Origin of the sequence: Leifsonia sp. NCR5, assembly GCF_002105485.1 — a bacterium.
In the GTDB taxonomy this organism is placed as follows: Bacteria; Actinomycetota; Actinomycetes; order Actinomycetales; family Microbacteriaceae; genus Leifsonia.
In genome coordinates this window covers 41638-58322 of sequence record NZ_NCSR01000025.1, presented here as the reverse complement: position 1 = coordinate 58322, position 16685 = coordinate 41638, and the positions used below count along the sequence as shown (strand labels likewise).

15 protein-coding genes are annotated in these 16685 nt (G+C 70.5%); 6 read left to right on the top strand and 9 right to left on the bottom strand.

Annotated elements, in window-relative coordinates:
• Nucleotides 1-79 precede the first annotated feature (79 nt).
• From B7438_RS17230 to B7438_RS17210, 5 genes are read left to right on the top strand one after another with little or no spacing between them, the layout of a single operon-like run.
• Nucleotides 80-1333 carry an extracellular solute-binding protein gene (locus B7438_RS17230; RefSeq protein ID WP_085370913.1) on the top strand — a complete coding sequence of 418 codons (1254 nt, stop codon included), beginning with the start codon at nt 80-82 and terminating at the stop codon, nt 1331-1333.
• A 24-nt stretch (nt 1334-1357) separates the two neighbouring features.
• The gene (locus B7438_RS17225) at nt 1358-2497 is read left to right on the top strand and encodes a carbohydrate ABC transporter permease (RefSeq protein ID WP_085370912.1); all 1140 of its coding nucleotides are present in this window, start codon (nt 1358-1360) and stop codon (nt 2495-2497) included.
• The gene (locus B7438_RS17220; RefSeq protein WP_085370911.1) at nt 2494-3420 is read left to right on the top strand and encodes a carbohydrate ABC transporter permease; all 927 of its coding nucleotides are present in this window, start codon (nt 2494-2496) and stop codon (nt 3418-3420) included. Before B7438_RS17225 ends, B7438_RS17220 begins: the two co-directional genes overlap by 4 nt.
• A complete protein-coding gene (locus B7438_RS17215) occupies nt 3417-4205 on the top strand; it encodes a Type 1 glutamine amidotransferase-like domain-containing protein (RefSeq protein ID WP_085370910.1) in 789 nt (262 codons plus the stop codon). Before B7438_RS17220 ends, B7438_RS17215 begins: the two co-directional genes overlap by 4 nt.
• Complete coding sequence (locus tag B7438_RS17210) at nt 4202-6250, top strand: glycogen debranching N-terminal domain-containing protein (protein ID WP_306293909.1); 2049 nt, start codon at nt 4202-4204, stop codon at nt 6248-6250. Before B7438_RS17215 ends, B7438_RS17210 begins: the two co-directional genes overlap by 4 nt.
• 54 nt (nt 6251-6304) lie before the next feature.
• Here the strand turns inward: B7438_RS17210 and B7438_RS17205 are convergent, their stop codons facing one another.
• Nucleotides 6305-7378 carry an NAD(P)-binding domain-containing protein gene (locus tag B7438_RS17205; RefSeq protein WP_085370909.1) on the bottom strand — a complete coding sequence of 358 codons (1074 nt, stop codon included), beginning with the start codon at nt 7376-7378 and terminating at the stop codon, nt 6305-6307.
• 145 nt (nt 7379-7523) lie between these two features.
• Between B7438_RS17205 and B7438_RS17200 the strand changes: the two genes are divergently transcribed.
• Complete coding sequence (locus B7438_RS17200; RefSeq protein WP_055898390.1) at nt 7524-7727, top strand: DUF3073 domain-containing protein; 204 nt, start codon at nt 7524-7526, stop codon at nt 7725-7727.
• Nucleotides 7728-7769: 42 nt separating this feature from the next.
• Here B7438_RS17200 and B7438_RS17195 read toward each other — a convergent pair whose 3' ends face one another.
• From B7438_RS17195 to purF, 8 genes are all read right to left on the bottom strand, one after another.
• Nucleotides 7770-8384 carry a response regulator transcription factor gene (locus B7438_RS17195; protein ID WP_085370908.1) on the bottom strand — a complete coding sequence of 205 codons (615 nt, stop codon included), beginning with the start codon at nt 8382-8384 and terminating at the stop codon, nt 7770-7772.
• Complete coding sequence (locus B7438_RS17190; protein WP_256922098.1) at nt 8381-9562, bottom strand: sensor histidine kinase; 1182 nt, start codon at nt 9560-9562, stop codon at nt 8381-8383. The genes B7438_RS17195 and B7438_RS17190 overlap by 4 nt, the downstream gene beginning before the upstream one ends.
• Nucleotides 9563-9587: 25 nt before the next feature.
• Nucleotides 9588-10331 (bottom strand): ABC transporter permease, encoded by a 744-nt coding sequence (locus B7438_RS17185; RefSeq protein ID WP_085370906.1) that lies wholly within the window; start codon nt 10329-10331, stop codon nt 9588-9590.
• Nucleotides 10328-11314, bottom strand: a complete 987-nt coding sequence (locus tag B7438_RS17180; protein ID WP_085370905.1) for an ABC transporter ATP-binding protein — start codon at nt 11312-11314, stop codon at nt 10328-10330. Before B7438_RS17180 ends, B7438_RS17185 begins: the two co-directional genes overlap by 4 nt.
• 187 nt (nt 11315-11501) lie before the next feature.
• Complete coding sequence (locus B7438_RS17175) at nt 11502-12845, bottom strand: Calx-beta domain-containing protein (protein WP_143466028.1); 1344 nt, start codon at nt 12843-12845, stop codon at nt 11502-11504.
• 102 nt (nt 12846-12947) lie between these two features.
• On the bottom strand, nt 12948-13919 hold the full coding sequence (locus B7438_RS17170) for a glycosyltransferase family 2 protein (RefSeq protein ID WP_085370903.1): 972 nt from the start codon (nt 13917-13919) through the stop codon (nt 12948-12950).
• A gap of 41 nt (nt 13920-13960) precedes the next feature.
• A complete protein-coding gene (purM, locus tag B7438_RS17165) occupies nt 13961-15082 on the bottom strand; it encodes a phosphoribosylformylglycinamidine cyclo-ligase (protein ID WP_085370902.1) in 1122 nt (373 codons plus the stop codon).
• Nucleotides 15083-15109: 27 nt separating this feature from the next.
• Nucleotides 15110-16684 (bottom strand): amidophosphoribosyltransferase, encoded by a 1575-nt coding sequence (purF, locus tag B7438_RS17160; protein ID WP_085370901.1) that lies wholly within the window; start codon nt 16682-16684, stop codon nt 15110-15112.
• Between the last annotated feature and the right edge of the window lies 1 nt (nt 16685).

Below are 16685 nucleotides of genomic sequence, written 5' to 3'. Positions count from 1 at the left end.
GGCGCCCACACCCGTCCCTTCCCCGCCTGACCCCCCTGTGCGTCCGATGACGGGCGCACTCACACCAAGGAGAGAACACATGCAACGACCTTCACACCGGTGGCTCGCTGGCGGCGCCGTCGCCGTCGCGACCGCCCTCGCCCTCACCGCCTGCGGCTCCGGCTTCAGCGGCGGGAGCGGAGACGACTCGTCCGGCAAGCTCACGTCGTCCGACAAGGCGCTGACCGTCATGATCGGCTCGTCGGGAGACGCCGAGACCGCCGCGGTCAAGTCCGCGGTCGCCGACTGGTCGAAGAGCGACGGCACCAAGGCGTCCGTCGTCGCGGCGAGCGACCTCAACCAGCAGCTGTCCCAGGGCTTCGCGGCGAAGAAGCCCGCCGACGTCTTCTACCTGTCGACGGATGCGCTGGCCGGGTACGCCTCCAACGGCTCGCTGCTCGCATACGGAGACCAGCTCTCCAACAAGAGCGACTTCTACCCGAGCCTGGTGAAGTCGTTCACCTACGACGGCAAGTTCTACTGCGCGCCGAAGGACTTCTCCACGCTGCAGCTGATCATCAACACCGACATGTGGTCGGCCGCCGGCCTCACCGACAGTGACATCCCGAAGACGTGGGACCAGCTGCAGGCCGTCTCCAAGAAGCTCACCGGCGCCGGCCACGTCGGCCTCGGCATCTCCGGCGAGTACGCGCGCATCGGGTCGTTCATGACCCAGGCGGGCGGCAACCTGATGAACGACGACAGCACCAAGGCCACCGCCAACAGCGACGCCAACGTCAAGGCGCTCGACTACGTCAAGACGCTGCTCAACGACGGCGACCTCAAGTACGCGAAGGACCTCGGAGCCGGCTGGGGCGGCGAGGCGTTCGGCAAGGGCCTGGCCGCGATGACCATCGAGGGCAACTGGATCACCGGCGCGCTCTCGTCCGACTTCCCGAACATCAAGTACAAGGTCGTCGAGCTGCCGAAGGGCCCGGCCGGCAACGGCACCCTGCAGTTCACCAACTGCTGGGGCATCGCAGCCGACAGCCCCAACCAGGCGGCGGCGCTGAAGCTCGTCGAGAAGCTGACCAGCAAGGACGACCAGCTCGCCTTCTCCAAGGCGTTCGGCCCGATGCCGTCGATCAAGTCGGCCGCCGACGAGTGGAAGTCGCAGAACCCGGACCTCGTCCCGTTCCTGAACGCCGCCGACTACGCCAAGGGCGTTCCGACGGCCAAGGGAGCAGCCGACGTCGTCACCGACCTCAACAGCAAGCTCGAATCGCTGTCGACCGGTGACCCGAAGGCGATCCTGGATGCGACGCAGAAGAACCTCGAAGCCCTCCTGAAGTAGCCGAGTAGCCGAGAGCCAAGCACAATGTCGCAAACCACGAGTCGGTCTCGCCGTTCCGGAATCCGGCGCGGCGAGGCCGCCTCGGGGTGGTTGTTCACCGCCCCGGTCATCCTCCTCCTCGGGGTCTTCCTCGTCGTCCCCGTGCTCATGGCACTGTGGGTGAGCTTCTCCGACTGGGGAGGCCGGGGCAGCCCCTTCTCTTCCGGGGTCCACTTCGTGGGCTTCGAGAACTACCAGGCGATCCTCTCCGGCGGTGGACTGGCCGAGCAGGACTTCGGCATGTCGCTCAAGAACAACGCCTGGTACGTGGCGCTGGTGGTCCCCATCCAGACCGCCGTCGCCCTCGGGCTGGCCGTGCTGGTCAACCGGGCGATCCTGCGCGGGCGCGGCTTCTTCCGCACCGCCTTCTACTTCCCGTCCGTGACCAGCTCGGTCGCGATCACGGTGCTCTGGCTGTTCCTGTTCAGCACGACGGGCGCCGTGAACAAGGTGCTCTCCTGGGTCGGCATCAACGGACCCAACTGGTTCAACGATCCAGACGGCATCGTGCACAACTTCCTCGGGCTGTTCGGCGTGAAGCAGGGGCCGAGCGCTCTCACCCAGAACACCCTGCTCGGCGTCTCCTGGTGGGACTGGCTCGGCGGTCCGTCCGTCGCGATGAGCGCGTTCGTCATCATGGCCGTCTTCACCACGAGCGGCACGTTCATGCTGCTGTTCATCGCCGCGCTGCAGAACCTCGGCGGCGACATCACGGAGGCGGCGATGATGGACGGCGCGAACGGCTGGCAGCGGTTCTGGCGCATCACGCTCCCGCAGCTCCGCCCGACGCTGTTCACGGTGCTCACCCTCGGGCTGATCGGGTGCTGGCAGGTCTTCGACGCCATCTACACCGGCACGCGAGGCGCGCCGGGCAAGACGACGCTGACGCCGGCGTACCTCTCATACAAGAGCTCGTTCGTCGACCAGGACTGGGGACAGGGCGCCGCCATCGCGTTCATCCTGTTCGTCATCATCGTGGTCTTCACCATCTTCCAGCGCTGGGTGCTGCGCGAACGCACCGTGTCCAAGCGCCGGATGCGGTTGTACCAGCCGGCCGTGACGGCGGCGTCACAGCCTGCGCAGTCAGCAGACAGCAGTGCAGACAGCAGAGGAGTCCGCCGATGACCGCCGGGACCACCACCTCCGATGCCGCGAACACGATCGCCGTCGGCACCCTCGCGAACGCGCAGCCCCCGCTCCGCCCTCAGCGGCAGCGGTCCACCGGCTCCGTCGTCGCGTCGTCGATCACGTACGCGATCCTCGTGGTCATCGCCGTCATCTACATCGCGCCGTTCCTCATCCAGCTGGCCACCTCGTTCAAGACGGACGCGGATGCGACGGCCAACCCGGTGTCCCTGATCCCGGAGACCTGGACGACCGCCGCGTACACGAAGCTCTTCCTCAACTCCGACTTCCCCACCTGGTTCAAGAACTCGATCATCGTCACCGTGTTCGTCACGGCGGGGCGCGTGTTCTTCAACTCGCTGGCCGGCTACGCGCTCGCGCGCCTGCACTTCCGGGGCCGCGGCGTGGTGTTCGCCGGGCTCGTGGCCGTGATGTCCGTGCCGGTCGTCGTGCTGCTCATCCCGAAGTTCCTGGTCATCAACCAGCTCGGGATCTACGACTCGTACGCGGGCATGATCATCCCGCTGCTGACGGATGCGGCCGGGGTGTTCATCATGAAGAACTTCTTCGAGTCCATCCCGGCGAGCGTCGAGGAGCAGGCGCGCATCGACGGCGCCGGCACCTTCCGGGTGTTCTGGTCGATCGTGCTTCCGATGGCGAGGCCGGCACTCATCACCATCGTCATCCTGTCGTTCCAGGGGTCGTGGAACGAACTCGCGCACTTCATCGTCTCCACCCAGGATCCGTCGCTGACCACGCTGACCAAGGGCGTCGCCGGGCTGGCGAGCGGGCAGCTGAGCCAGGGCAGCCAGTACCCGATCAAACTCGCGGCGGCGGCGATCATGACCATCCCGGTTGCCGTGCTGTTCTTCATCTTCCAGCGGCGCATCATGAACACCAGCGAAGGGGCGGTGAAGGAGTGACCGCCGCAGCGCCCACCATCGTCGCCACCTGCGGCGGTCTCACCCCCGGCACCTGGACCGACGCGGTCTACGGCCCGCTGATCGAGCACGCCGTGTCGCTCGCCCGGGTCTCCGGCCGCCGTCCGCGGGTCACGCACGTCAACACGGCGGGCGGAGATCAGCGCCAGATCGAGGGCACCGAACTCGAAGCCGCGCGTCTCGCGGGGGTCGACGCCGTGCATCTGCGGCTGTTCCCCCACCCGAACGTGGAGGACGTGCGCGCGCACCTCCTGTCTCAGGATGTGGTCTGGGTGAGCGGAGGCAGCCTGGTCAACCTTCTGGCCGTGTGGCGCGCCCACGGACTGGATGCGGTCTTCCGCGAAGCCTGGGAGGCCGGCGTCGTGCTCGCAGGAGGGTCGGCGGGTGCGCTCTGCTGGCACAGCGGAGGGACGACGTCGTCGTTCGGCCCGCAGATCGGCGCCGTTCCCGACGGGCTCGGCCTGCTGCCCGGCTCCCTCGGCGTCCACTACGACTCCGACCCGAACCGCAGGGTCGCCCACCGCGCGGCGGTCGCCGCCGGGATCCTGCCGGACGGCTACGCGCTCGACGAGGGGGTCGGCCTCGTCTACGAGGGCACCCGCCTCGTCGAGGTGATCGCCGAACAGCCCGGCCGCTTCGCCTGGCGCGTCGAGCGCGACATGGCGAGCGCCGACCCGTCCTCACCCGGCGTCCGCGAGAGCAGGATCGTGCCGCGCACACTCACTTCGACCAGACCATCAGACAACCCCCACTCCGAGGAGGCGTGAACGCCACGATGACCCAGCCGCTCCAACCCCTACTGCACGACAGTGTCGTGGTGCTCACCGCGCCCAGCCAGGCGTGGTCCACAGCAGACGGCACCGTCGACGGCCGGGGCATCCACGGCTTCTACCACTCGGACCTGCGGGTCCTCGGCGGAATCGGGCTCACCATCGACGGCGCGACGCCGGAGCACATCGCCACGGGCTCCCCCGACGCGGCGACGGCCGTGTTCACCTCCCTCGCCCGCGGCATCGACGACCACACCGCCGACCCCCGCGTGCGCATCGACCGCACCAGGAGGGTCGACGCCGGTTCCCTGGCGGAGTCGATCACCGTCAGCAATGCGCTGTCCACGGCCGTCCAGCCCACCGTCGAGGTGTCGCTGCTCGCAGACTTCAGCCCGATGCAGGTGGTGAAGGCCGGACTGAACGGCAGCGAGCATCCCCTGGTCGCGACGGCGACGGCGGACGGCGTGACGTTCGCATCCGGAGTGGTCGCCGCCACGGTGGTCGCGCCGGCTGCCGCCATCTCAGTCGGTGACGGCGCGGTGGACGACCCCTCCGCGACGCTGACCTGGACCGCCGAGATCCCCGCGCACAGCGCCGTCACCTTCGCCTGGCGCATCGAGGTCGACGACCCGACGGCCGTGGTCGCCGGGGCGGAGCCGTCGCAGGACTGGGCATCGTTCACCGCCGCGACGGGCGACTCCCGCCTCGCCGCCTGGCTGCACCGCGCGCTCGGCGATCTGCAGGCGCTGCGCATGTCCACCACCGACCGCCCGGAGGACGTCTTCCTCGCGGCGGGCGCCCCCTGGTTCTTCACGCTGTTCGGCCGCGACTCCCTCTGGGCGGCCAGGATGCTCCTGCCGCTCGGCACCGACATCGCCGCCTCCACGCTGCGCGTGCTCGCCGCGATGCAGGGCACCGAGACCGTGAACGCCACCGCGGAGCAGCCGGGCAAGATCATGCACGAGCTCCGCCCTGCTGCGCTGACCATCCCCGGCGAGGGCGTCGTGCTGCCCCCGCTCTACTACGGCACCGTGGATGCGACGGCCCTCTGGGTCACGCTGCTGCACGACGCGTGGACCTGGGGCATGCCCGCCGCAGAGGTGGAAGCCCTGCTGCCCCACCTGGAGGCCGCCCTCGCGTGGATGCGCGACTACGGCGACAGCGACGGAGACGGCTTCCTCGAATACGTCGACACCACCGGCCACGGCCTCGCCAACCAGGGCTGGAAGGATTCGGGCGACTCCATCCAGTGGATGGACGGCACCCTCGCCGACGGACCCATCGCGCTCTGCGAGGTGCAGGGATACGCCTACGAGGCGGCCGTGGGCGGCGCGGAGCTGCTCGAGGCGTTCGGCCGCTCCGGCGCCGACGAGTGGCGCACCTGGGCCGCCGAGCTCAAAGAGCGCTTCGCCGCGTCCTTCTGGATCGACGACCCCGACGGCGCATACCCGGCGATCGCCCTCGACAGCGCCAAGCGCAAGGTCGACACCGTCACCAGCAACATCGGGCACCTTCTCGGCACGGGCATCCTCACCCCGGACCAGGCCGCACTGGTGGCCCGCCGTCTGGCCTCCCCCGAGCTGAACTCGGGCTACGGGCTGCGCACCATGTCGTCGGCGTCCGGGGGATACTGGCCGCTGAGCTACCACGGCGGCTCGGTGTGGGCGCACGACACGGCCATCGTCATCACCGGACTCGCCCGCGAGGGCCACACGGCCGAGGCGGAGGCGCTCGCGAGCGGCCTGCTCGCCGCCGCGGAGGGCTTCGGCTACCGGATGCCCGAGCTGCACTCCGGCGACCCGGCGACGCTGACCGCGACCCCCATCCCGTACCCCGCCGCGTGCCGTCCGCAGGCCTGGTCGGCAGCGGCGGCGGTCGCCGTGCTCGGAGCGCGGCTCGGCCTCCGCGCCGACGCGCGCGCCGGAACCCTCTCGGTCTCCCCAGCGCCCGGCGTGGGCACCATCGAGGTCTCCGGGCTCCGGTTCGCCGGGGAACCGGTGAGCATCGCGGTCGACGACGCCGGGGTGGTCATGCGGAGCTGAGGGGCTGAGCAGGCTGAGCAGCTGAGCGCTGCTGTGGGAGCCTCCGGGGGGCTCCTACAGCTGCGCCATGATCTGCCTGGCGATCACGCGCCCTGCACGGTTCGCGCCGATGGTGCTCGCCTGCGGGCCGTATCCGGCCAGGAAGATGCGCGGGTCCTGCCACGACGCACCCGATGCGACGGTCAGCCCTCCGGACTTCTCGCGCAGCCGCAGCGGCGCCAGGTGACGCAGCTCCGGGCGGAAGCCGGTGGCCCAGATGATCGCGTCCGCGCGCGTGAAGGAGCCGTCGCCCCAGCGCACGCCGTCCCGCTCGATGGCGGCGAACATCGGCCGCTCGACGAGCAGCCCGCGCGAGATCCCGGAGGCGATGCGCCTGGTGCGAGGGACGCCCGTGCCGCTCACGATGCTGGGCAGCGCCCCGCCTGCGCGGGCGGCAGCATCCTGTGCGGCCACCGCCGCGACGCCGCCCTCGATGGTCAGCTCGGACTCGTCCTTGAACTCGACCGGCCTGCGGGTGGCCCAGACGACCGCATCCGCCACGTTCTCGAGCTCCAGCAGGAACCCGATCGCCGACGTCCCCCCTCCGACCACCACCACGGACAGCCCGGCGAACTCCTCGGCCGCCAGATAGCCCGAGGTGTGCACGTGCCGCCCGGCGAACGCGTTCATCCCCGGGTAGTACGGCACGAACGGCGCGCCCCAGGTGCCGGATGCGTTGACCACCATCCGTGTCGCCGTCTCGCCGCGGGTGTGCTGCACGATCAGGTCTGCCCCGCGGTCGAACACGCTCGTCACGGTGACGGGACGCTGGACGTCCAGCCCGAAATGCTCCTCGTATCGGCGGTAGTAGCCGGCGACGATGTCTTTGGCAGGGAGCGACCTGTCCGCGGTCTCGAAGCTGATGCCGAGCTCGGCCATCCCCGGCAGATCGTTGACGTGGTGAGCGCTGCCGAGCTTCAGTGCATCCCAGCGGTGCTGCCACGCTCCGCCCGTGGACGGACCGCGGTCGTAGACGATGAAATCGGTGCCGGGAGTCAGCTCGAACCGGCGAAGATAGTAGGCGACAGCGAGACCTGCCTGGCCTGCGCCGATGATCGCCACCTGAGTGTCGGTCCTCGTCGTTGTCACGCGCCCATCCCATCATGTCTCGCTGTGCGCGAACTAAGGGCCACTCAGGTCCTACATGCTAAACTAGACGCTAGTTTTCACGTTCATGTTCGGATTCCCGGGTGGCTCATCTCCTACCCGGCCTGGCACCGTAAGGGGGTCACGCATGGGGCGCGGCCGTCAAAAGGCAAAGCACACCAAGATCGCGCGCGAGTTGAAGTCATTCAGCCCGAACGTGAACTACGACGCGCTCGAACGTGAGCTGACGGGACACTCTCACAACGACGAGCAGTACGAGAAGTGGGCGGACTACGAGCCCGAGGGCTACAAGGACGACTACGAAGACGAGGAAACGCCGAAGCGCGCCTGACGGCCCCCGCGGATGTCGTGCATCACGGCCGGCTCCCGCACCTCACAACCACCCCTGTGCGGCCGCGATCGTCGCCGCTTCCGAGCGGTTTCGCGCGCCCGTCTTCCCGATCGCGTTCGACAGGTGATTGCGCACCGTTCCCTCGCTGAGGTGCAGTTCCCGCGCGATATCGGTGACGCTCCCTCCCCGGGCGGCCACGGACAGCACCTCCGTCTCGCGCGGCGTGAGCGGCGACGTCCCCGACGCCAGCGACTCCGCTGCCAGCGTCGGATCGACCACCCGCAACCCCTGAGCCACCCGCCGCACCGCGTCGGCCAGCTGCCCGGACGGCGTGTCCTTCACCACGAAACCGGATGCGCCCGCCTCCATCGCACGCCGCAGGTAGCCCGGCCGCCCGAACGTCGTGACGATCAGCGACCGGCAGTCCGGATACTGCGAGCGCAGAGCTGCGGCAGCCTGGATCCCGTCCAGGCCCGGCATCTCCACGTCGAGGAGCGCGACCTGCGCCGCCGACGCTCGTGCCGCATCCACCACCTCGTCGCCGCGTCCCACCTGGGCGACCACCGTGAGATCCGGTTCGAGGTCGAGCAGGGCGGCGAGCGCACCGCGCACGAGCGCCTGGTCGTCGGCCAGCAGCAGCCGGATGGGTTCTGTCACGCTTCCGCCTTCCGCACCGTGAGGCGCACACCGCCGTGGGGGCTGGCACTCACCAGCACCCTGGCTCCGACCGCGCGGGCCCGCGCGATCAGCCCGTCGAGCCCATTGCCGCCCGCGGGCGGGAGTGCCACGCCTCCCGGCGCGCGCTGATCCGCCGCCGAGCCAGGTCCCACGGCGCCGAACCCGGCCATCCCCCGGCCGTCGTCGTCGATCTCCAGCCTGTCTTCGGTCACCGTCACCCAGCAGTTGCGCGACCCGGAGTGCCGGATCACGTTAGTGACGCCTTCGCGCAGCACCCAGCCGAACAGTTCCCGCAGCTCGGGGTCGACGCCGTCTCCGTTGCGCGGCAGGTGCGCCTCGATGTCGGCGGCGGCGAGCGCAGCCTGCGCGGCGGCCAGCTCGGTCGACAGGCTCATCTCGCGGTAGCCCGCGACGGCGGCGCGCAGGTCGGCGAGCGCCGACCTGGCCAGGCGCTCGATGTCCGCGATCTCGTCCTCCGCCCTGGCCGGGTCGAGCGGCACGAGCCTCCTGGCCAGCTCCGACTTCACCGTGACGACGGTGAGCGAGTGCCCGAGCACGTCGTGCATGTCGCGCGAGAACCGGGCGCGCTCCTCGATCACGGCCAGCCTGGCGATCTCGCCCTGTGCCTCCCTCAGCGCCCGCAGTGACGCGATCTGGCGGGAGAACGCCGACATCATCACCCCGATGGACACGGTCACGAGGGCGATGTACCAGCTGTCGTCGAACTCGCCCGCGAGGAAGATGATGGCCAGCTGCAGCGCGCCGATGATCCCGATTATGATCAGCGATGCCCGCGCGCTGGTCAGCACCATCCCCGCCGCGCAGGCGACGTACACCCAGGTCCAGGTGGTCGCCGTCCCGATGAACGGGAACAGCAGGCAGGTGAACGCGAAGTACACGCCGACCCCGGTCAGCCGCACCCGTTCGCTCTCCCACCACAGCAGCGGGGGAAGGAGCAGGAAGCCGACGTAGACGACCACGAGCAGCGCGGTCGCCGTGACCTTCGTGGCGGTGTCGCCCACCGCCGTCCACAGGCCGACCAGCACCGAGATCTGGTAGAGCAGGCCGATCATGGCCCCGGGATACCAGCGGCGTGCGGCCGGGTGGGTGAGGCGCGGGACGACTCCGGCCGGGCGGCCGCTCTCTGTGCTCTGCACGCTCACCAGCCTAGGCCGCACGCCGTCAGCTGCGGGCGGCATCCCGCCGGTAGCGCCAGATGATGAACGCACCGAGGGCGATGGTCCAGCCGGCCAGCACGAGGGCGGGCGAGAGGATGTCGCCGCTCTGGTGGGCGCCCATCTGGCCGATCCTGTTGAGCCAGTACGACGGGACGATCTGGGCGACGTTCGCCACCCAGGCGGGGAAGATCTGCAGCGGAACCCACAGGCCGCCCAGCACGGCCATCCCCATGAACACCGCCATGAAGAGCGGCTGCGCGAACTCCGGCTTGGCGAACTGGCCGATCAGGATGCCGAGCAGCGCGAACGGGATGACCCCGCACCAGATGGCGAGCCCGGTCGTGAGCCAGTTCCCGAGGGAGAGCGGCGGGTGGTAGAGCAGTTCGGACACGGTGAAGATGACCACGATGGACACCAGCGCCATCAGCATCGCCGTGATCGCCTTGGAGACTAGGTAGCCGGTGCCGGTCAGCGGCGTGATTCGCAGCTGACGATTCCAGCCGATCGAACGCTCGGTGACGATGTTGAACGCCTGGGACAGCGCCGCCATCATCCCGCCGTAGCTGGCGACCTGGATGGTGGTGACCACGATCCACGGGAGCTTCGTCACCGGGTCCACCTGCCCGCTGCCGCCGAAGCTGCCGCCGAACGCGACAAGCATGATGAGCGGGACGGCCAGGGTGAAGATCATCGAGCGGGCGTTCTTGAGCTGGCGGAAGGATTCCAGCCCGAGGTAGGCGATGCTCATCGGAGTGCTCCGTTCGTGATGGTGTCGGTTGTGGGCGCGGTGGTGGTGGGCGCGCTGGTGGGCGCGGTGCCTGCCAGGCCCGTCGCGCCTTCGGTGAGGGCGAGGAACGCGTCGTCCATCGTGTGCGCCGTGACCTCGATGTCGTGGATGTCGTCGTGTGCGGCGAGCAGAGCGCGCAGGGTGGCGTCGGAGTCGTCGCTGACGATGGTGAGTTGGCCGGAGCGGTGGTCGAGCGAGCGGACGCCGGGGAGGCGGCCGAGCGCATCCCGTGCTGCGTCGGTCCAGTCGAAGTCGATGGATGTGCGGATCCGGCGCCCGGACACGACCGCCTTCACCTCGTTGGGCGTGCCGTCTGCGACGACGACGCCCTTCGAGAGCATCACGATCCTGTCGGCGTACGTGTCCGCCTCGTCGAGGTAGTGGGTGGCGAAGACGACGGTGCGTCCTTCGTCGGTGAACTCGCGCATCGACTGCCAGAAGGTGCGCCTGGCCTCCACATCCATCGCCGCGGTCGGCTCGTCGAGGAACAGCAGGTCCGGGTTGGAGACCACGGCGACCGCGAACCGCGCCCGCTGCATCTGCCCGCCGGACAGCTTGCTGACCTTCTGCTTGGCGATCTCGGTGCACCGCGCCCGTTCGAGCGCCTCCTCGACGCTGAGCGGATGCGCGTGCGCGGCGGCGACGAGCGCGACCGACTGTGCGACGGTGAGCGTCGGCAGCAGCGCGCCGCCCTGCAGCATCGCCCCGACCCTCCCCTGCTCGATGGCGTTGCGCGGGCTCTCCCCGAACAGGGCGGCGGTGCCGGACGTCGGATGCGCGAGCCCGAGCGCCAGGTCGATGGTGGTCGACTTGCCCGCGCCGTTCGGCCCGAGCAGCGCGACGACCTCGCCGGGCGCGATGCTGAGACTCACGCCGTTGACGGCGTGCAACGAGCCGAACGACTTCCGCAGGTCGGTGAGCTGGATGGCTGGTGTCTGATTCACCCTCTCAGACTGGCGGCGCGGAGGCGGCGGGGAGCAGAGCGGATGTCAGGGATGCCGGGTGACATTTGTCATGGGCGTGTGGAGCGGGTGGGGTGGGGCTGGGTGCGGCGAGCGAGCGGGCTGCGAGATGAGCGCGAGATGCGACGAGCGCGCGGGGTGCGACGAGCGCGCGGGGTGCGTCCGCCGCTCACACCCGCGCTTCGCGCGAGCCGCCGAATCGCACCAGCCCGACCACGCCCAGGATGCCGCCCGCCGTGAGCAGCGCTGCCCCGATCAGCATGGCCAGGTCTTCGGCGTGGGCGACCGGCGACGGACTCGTCGGGTCGCCGGCGGGGAGGACGGAGTCGCCGCCGATGCCGCCGGAGCGCGATGCTCCGGTGATCGCCGCGCCGCCCGGGGTGGACGGGACCGCGGGGAGCGTGATCGTGGCGGAGGCCGCATCCACGGTGGTCGTCGCGCGCTGCAGCAGCACGAAGAACGTGGATGCCGGTGCCCCGGGAGCGCGCGCCGCGAGCCGGATCTCGATGGCGGCGCTCGTCTGGCCGTCGTGGAAGGCGAGAGTGCCGCGGGAGGCCGTGTACTCGGTCCCGGCGACGGCCGTTCCGTCCGCGGTGGCGTAGTCGACGGAGGCGGCCCCCGCACCGGATGCGCGGCTCACCGTGACCGTCGCCGTTCCGCCGTCCGCGGCGGGGACGACGGAGGTGGCGGAGATGCCGAGCGCGCCGGTGGCCGTCGTCACCGTGAGCGGCGACGTGCGGGTGGACGGGCGCAGCTGCGAGCCGTCCGCCGGGCGGTACGCGGCGGTGACGGTGTGGTCGCCGGGCGGCGGAGCGGGAAGGTCGGCGCGCGCCACGCCGTCTGCGCCGACGGCGGCGGTCACGGGCGCTGCGCCGTCGACGGCGAACTCGACGGTTCCGTCGGTGGGCGGCGCGAGGAACAGCCGACCGACCGCTGCGGACACGGCGATGGTCGCGCCGGACGCCGCGACGCGTGGAGCGGAGAGCGCCACGGTGGTGACGGTGGCGCAGGACGGGGCGCCTGCATCGATGGTGACGGTCGCGCCGCCGAGCTGCCAGGTGGCGGACGGGGTGCTGTGCGCATCCAGGGTCAGCGACCAGACGGCGTGGTGCTCGCCCGGCTCGAACGCGGTGGGCTGGCCGCGGTCGGCACGGCCGGGCGCGAGGCCGTTGCTGCCAGCGGCCGCCACGACCCGCAGGGTGTCGTGCGCGGAGCTGCGGTAGCCGAGCAGGACGGTGCGCGAGGTGACCGTGCTGCCGAGCGGCGCATCCACGATGCAGTCGACGAGCGGCGTGAGCGTCCCCGGCGGGACGGCGGAGGCGGGAGCCGGTGGCGACGACGGTGTGGATGTGGAGGACGGTGCGGACGTGGAGGAACCGGCGGCAGGGGCGGAGGGCGTCGCCGCCTGCGCGGGAGCCGCCGCGGCCTGCGCCAGCAGTGCGCCGCCGCTCACGGCGACGACGAGTCCGGCAACGCCGAGCATCCTTCGGATACTGGAATACTTGGCGGCCACGACCGCAACTCTAGCCGGTGGGGGCCGACCGGCGCGTCTACCACAACGGGTGACACCGCGAGATGCCACCAACTGTCGCGAAACGCCCGGGATGCGGCGCAGTTACTGGTATCTCGTCCGCAGCGCGCGCAGCGAGTTGCCAGCGCGGGCCAGGCGGCCGTCGGAGTAGCGGACCCCGCCGCGTACCCGCAGCCCCACCGCGATCCACGCGCAGACGCCGCGTTCGAGCAGCCAGAGCGGCGCCCACAGGGCGCTCGTCGCCGGGAACGCGCGCCGGGCCCCGTCCCCGCGCCGCCGCCCGGCCTCCGCCGCCGCGACCGCGACCGCCCCCAGGGCGGGCAGCCAGCGCGGCGCGCGCACCGCCAACACGAGCACCACCGGCAGGATCAGCAGCTCGGCCGCCAGGCGTCCCGGCTGCGCGAAGCTGTCGTACGCCTGCCGCACCCGCTGCCGCAGGAAGTGCGCGGCAGACGGAGGGCGTCGCGCCACCAGGCAGTCGTCCGCCGCGAGATGCGTCCCACCCGCTGCCCGCACCGTCCGGATGAGCTCCAGGTTCTCGAACAGCACGTCGCCGTCGTATCCCTCTTCCGGCAGCGCCGACCGGCGCAGGGCGAGCGTGCCGGGGTAGTCGTGCGCCAGCGCCCGGTTGAGCAGGATGCGCGCCGTATCCCACCTGGCGTGCCAGGGCAGCGGCGCGAAGAAGTTCTGCGGCGTGACCACGTCGGCGACGCCGAGCAGGTCCACGACGGTCGCGAGGGCGGCAGCGTCGTAGCGCACGTCGTCGTCGCCGAGGACGATCCGCTCGTGCCGGGATGCGCGGATCCCGGTCATCACGCCGGCCACCTTGCCGTTGCGTCCGGGCCGCGGCTCGACGGGGAGGTGCCTGACCGCCGCAGGGAACGCCGACGCGTGCCGGGCGAACGCGGCGGGCGCAGAGCCGTCGACCACCGTCACGTCGATCAGTGCGGACAGCACCTGCAGATACGCGGCGAGCTCGGACAGCGCACCATCCGCGTCAGCGTCGTCATCGTCGTCGTCCCAGCGCAGCGGCAGCACGTATTCGGCGTCGATCATGCCGTGAAACGTACGCGCGCGGGGCGCCGCCTGCTAGCCGATCAGTTCGCGTAGCTCCCGACGAGACGCACAGCGCCGCCGTCGACGCCCTTCGCGCCCTGCTCGAACCCGGTGAGGTCGCGCGTCGAGGTCGACACCGTCCCGACGCTCCAGGCCGGGATGCCGTCCTGCTCGATCGCCGCGATGACCCGGTCGGCGGCCGGAGCGGCGACGACGGCGAACATCCCGATGCCGAGGTTCCAGGTGCCTTCGCTCGACTCCAGGCTGCTGCCGGCGAGGTCGCTCAGGATGCGGAACACGGGGCTCGGCGACCAGCTCGCGCGGTCCACCTCCACCCACGATCCGACCGGAAGCACGCGCGCGAGGTTCGCGGCGATGCCTCCGCCGGTCACGTGGCTCAGCGAGTGGATGGCGCCGGCGAGCGACGGCTCGCTCAGCACCCGCAGGAGCGGCGTGGTGTAGAGCCTGGTCGGCTCCAGCAGGGCCTCGCCGACGGTGCCGCCGAACGCATCCGAGTGGTCGGTGAAGCCGATGCTGTTCTTCGCCAGGATGTGGCGCACGAGTGAGAAGCCGTTGGAGTGCAGGCCGGAGGACGCGAGCGCGATCACCAGGTCGCCGTCCTGCACCAGCTCGGCGCCGAGCACGGCGTTCGCCTCGACGGCGCCGACCGCGGCGCCCGCCACGTCGTAGTCGTCCGGGCCAAGGAGTCCGGGGTGCTCCGCGGTCTCTCCGCCGACCAGGGCGGTGCCCGTCTCCTCACAGGCGCGCGCGATGCCGGCGACGATGTCGGCGATGCGCGACGGCACCACCTTTCCGCAGGCGATGTAGTCCGTCATGAACAGCGGCTTCGCACCCACCACGACGATGTCGTCGACGACCATGCCGACCAGATCCTGACCGATGGTGTCGTGCTTGTCGATGGCCTGCGCGATGGCGACCTTCGTGCCGACGCCGTCCGTGGACGTGGCGAGCAGCGGGCGGTCGAACAGCTTGAGGAACGACACGTCGAACAGCCCGGCGAACCCGCCGACCCCGCCCAGGACGTTCGGACCGTGCGTGCGGGACACCGCCGACTTCATCAGCTCGACGGCGAGGTCACCGGCGGCTGTGTCGACGCCGGCCTCGGCGTAGGAGGCGGACGTGAATGCGGGCTGTTCGGTCACGGGGTCAATCGTACTGGGACCGGGCTGCTATTCCTTGCGCCCCGGATCTCCGTACGAGGGCAGCAGCACGCTCTCGAACTCGGCGTCCGGACCGGGATCGCATCCATCGGCCGCCGCGCCCTCACCCTCGCCGCGCGGAGCCTCCGGGCGTTCGAGCAGGTTCTTGCCGAGGTGGTGCGCATCCGGGAGCTCGATCGGGTACACGCCGGTGAAGCAGGCGGTGCAGAGACGTTCGCGCGGCTGCTCGGTGGAGGCGATCATGCCGTCCTCCGACAGGTAGCCGAGGCTGTCCGCCCCGATCGACTGGCGCACCTCGTCTACGCCGAGGCCCGTGGCGATGAGCTCTGCGCGGGAGGCGAAGTCGATGCCGTAGAAGCACGGCCAGGTGATGGGCGGGCTGGAGATGCGGACGTGCACCTCCGCCGCTCCGGCCTCGCGCAGCATCGAGACGAGCGCGCGCTGGGTGTTCCCGCGCACGATCGAGTCGTCGACGACCACCAGGCGCTTGCCCTTGATGACCTCTTTCAGCGGGTTCAGCTTGAGCTTGATGCCGCGCTGGCGGATGGTCTGCGACGGCTGGATGAACGTGCGGCCGACGTACGAGTTCTTCACAAGTCCCTGGCCGAACGGGATGCCGGACGCCTGCGCGTAGCCGATCGCCGCCGGGGTTCCGGACTCGGGGGTCGGGATGACGAGGTCGGCTTCGACCGCGTGCTCGCGGGCCAGCTGGCGGCCCATCTCGACGCGCGCCTCGTGCACGCCGCGGCCGGCGATGGTCGTATCGGGACGGGCCAGGTAGACGTATTCGAACACGCAGCCCGCGCGCTTCTCCTCGGCGAAGCGCTGGCTGCGGAGGCCGTTCTCGTCGATGGCGATCAGCTCGCCGGGCTCGACCTCGCGCACGAAGCTCGCGCCGACGATGTCGAGCGCAGCGGTCTCCGAGGCGACGACCCAGCCGCGCTCCAGGCGTCCGAGCACCAGCGGGCGGACGCCCTGCGGGTCACGCGCCGCGTACAGGGTGTGCTCGTCCATGTAGACGAGGCAGTATGCGCCGCGCAGCCGCGGAAGGACTTCGAGCGACGTGGCTTCGAGGGTGTGGTCGAGGTCGCCGGTGAGCAGCGCGGTGACCACGGCGGTGTCTGTCGTGTTGCCCCTGGACAGCTCGCCGTCGTGCTCCGGATACCGGTCGTGGACGAGCTGCATCAGCTCGGCCGTGTTGGTCAGGTTGCCGTTGTGGCCGAGGGCGACCGTGCCGCTCGACGTGCGGCCGAGCGTCGGCTGCGCGTTCTGCCAGCTGGATGCGCCGGTGGTCGAGTATCGCGTGTGCCCGACGGCGATGTGGCCGGTCAGCGAGTTCAGCGCGTTCTCGTTGAACACCTGCGAGACGAGACCCATGTCTTTGTAGATGAGGATCTTCGAGCCGTCGCTGGTCGCGATGCCCGCGGACTCCTGCCCGCGGTGCTGCAGGGCGTAGAGACCGAAGTAGCTGAGTTTGGCGACTTCCTCGCCAGGGGCCCAGACACCGAAGACACCGCAGGCATCCTGCGGACCCTTCTCGCCGGGAAGTAGATCGTGACTGAGAAGACCGTCGCCTCCGGACAAA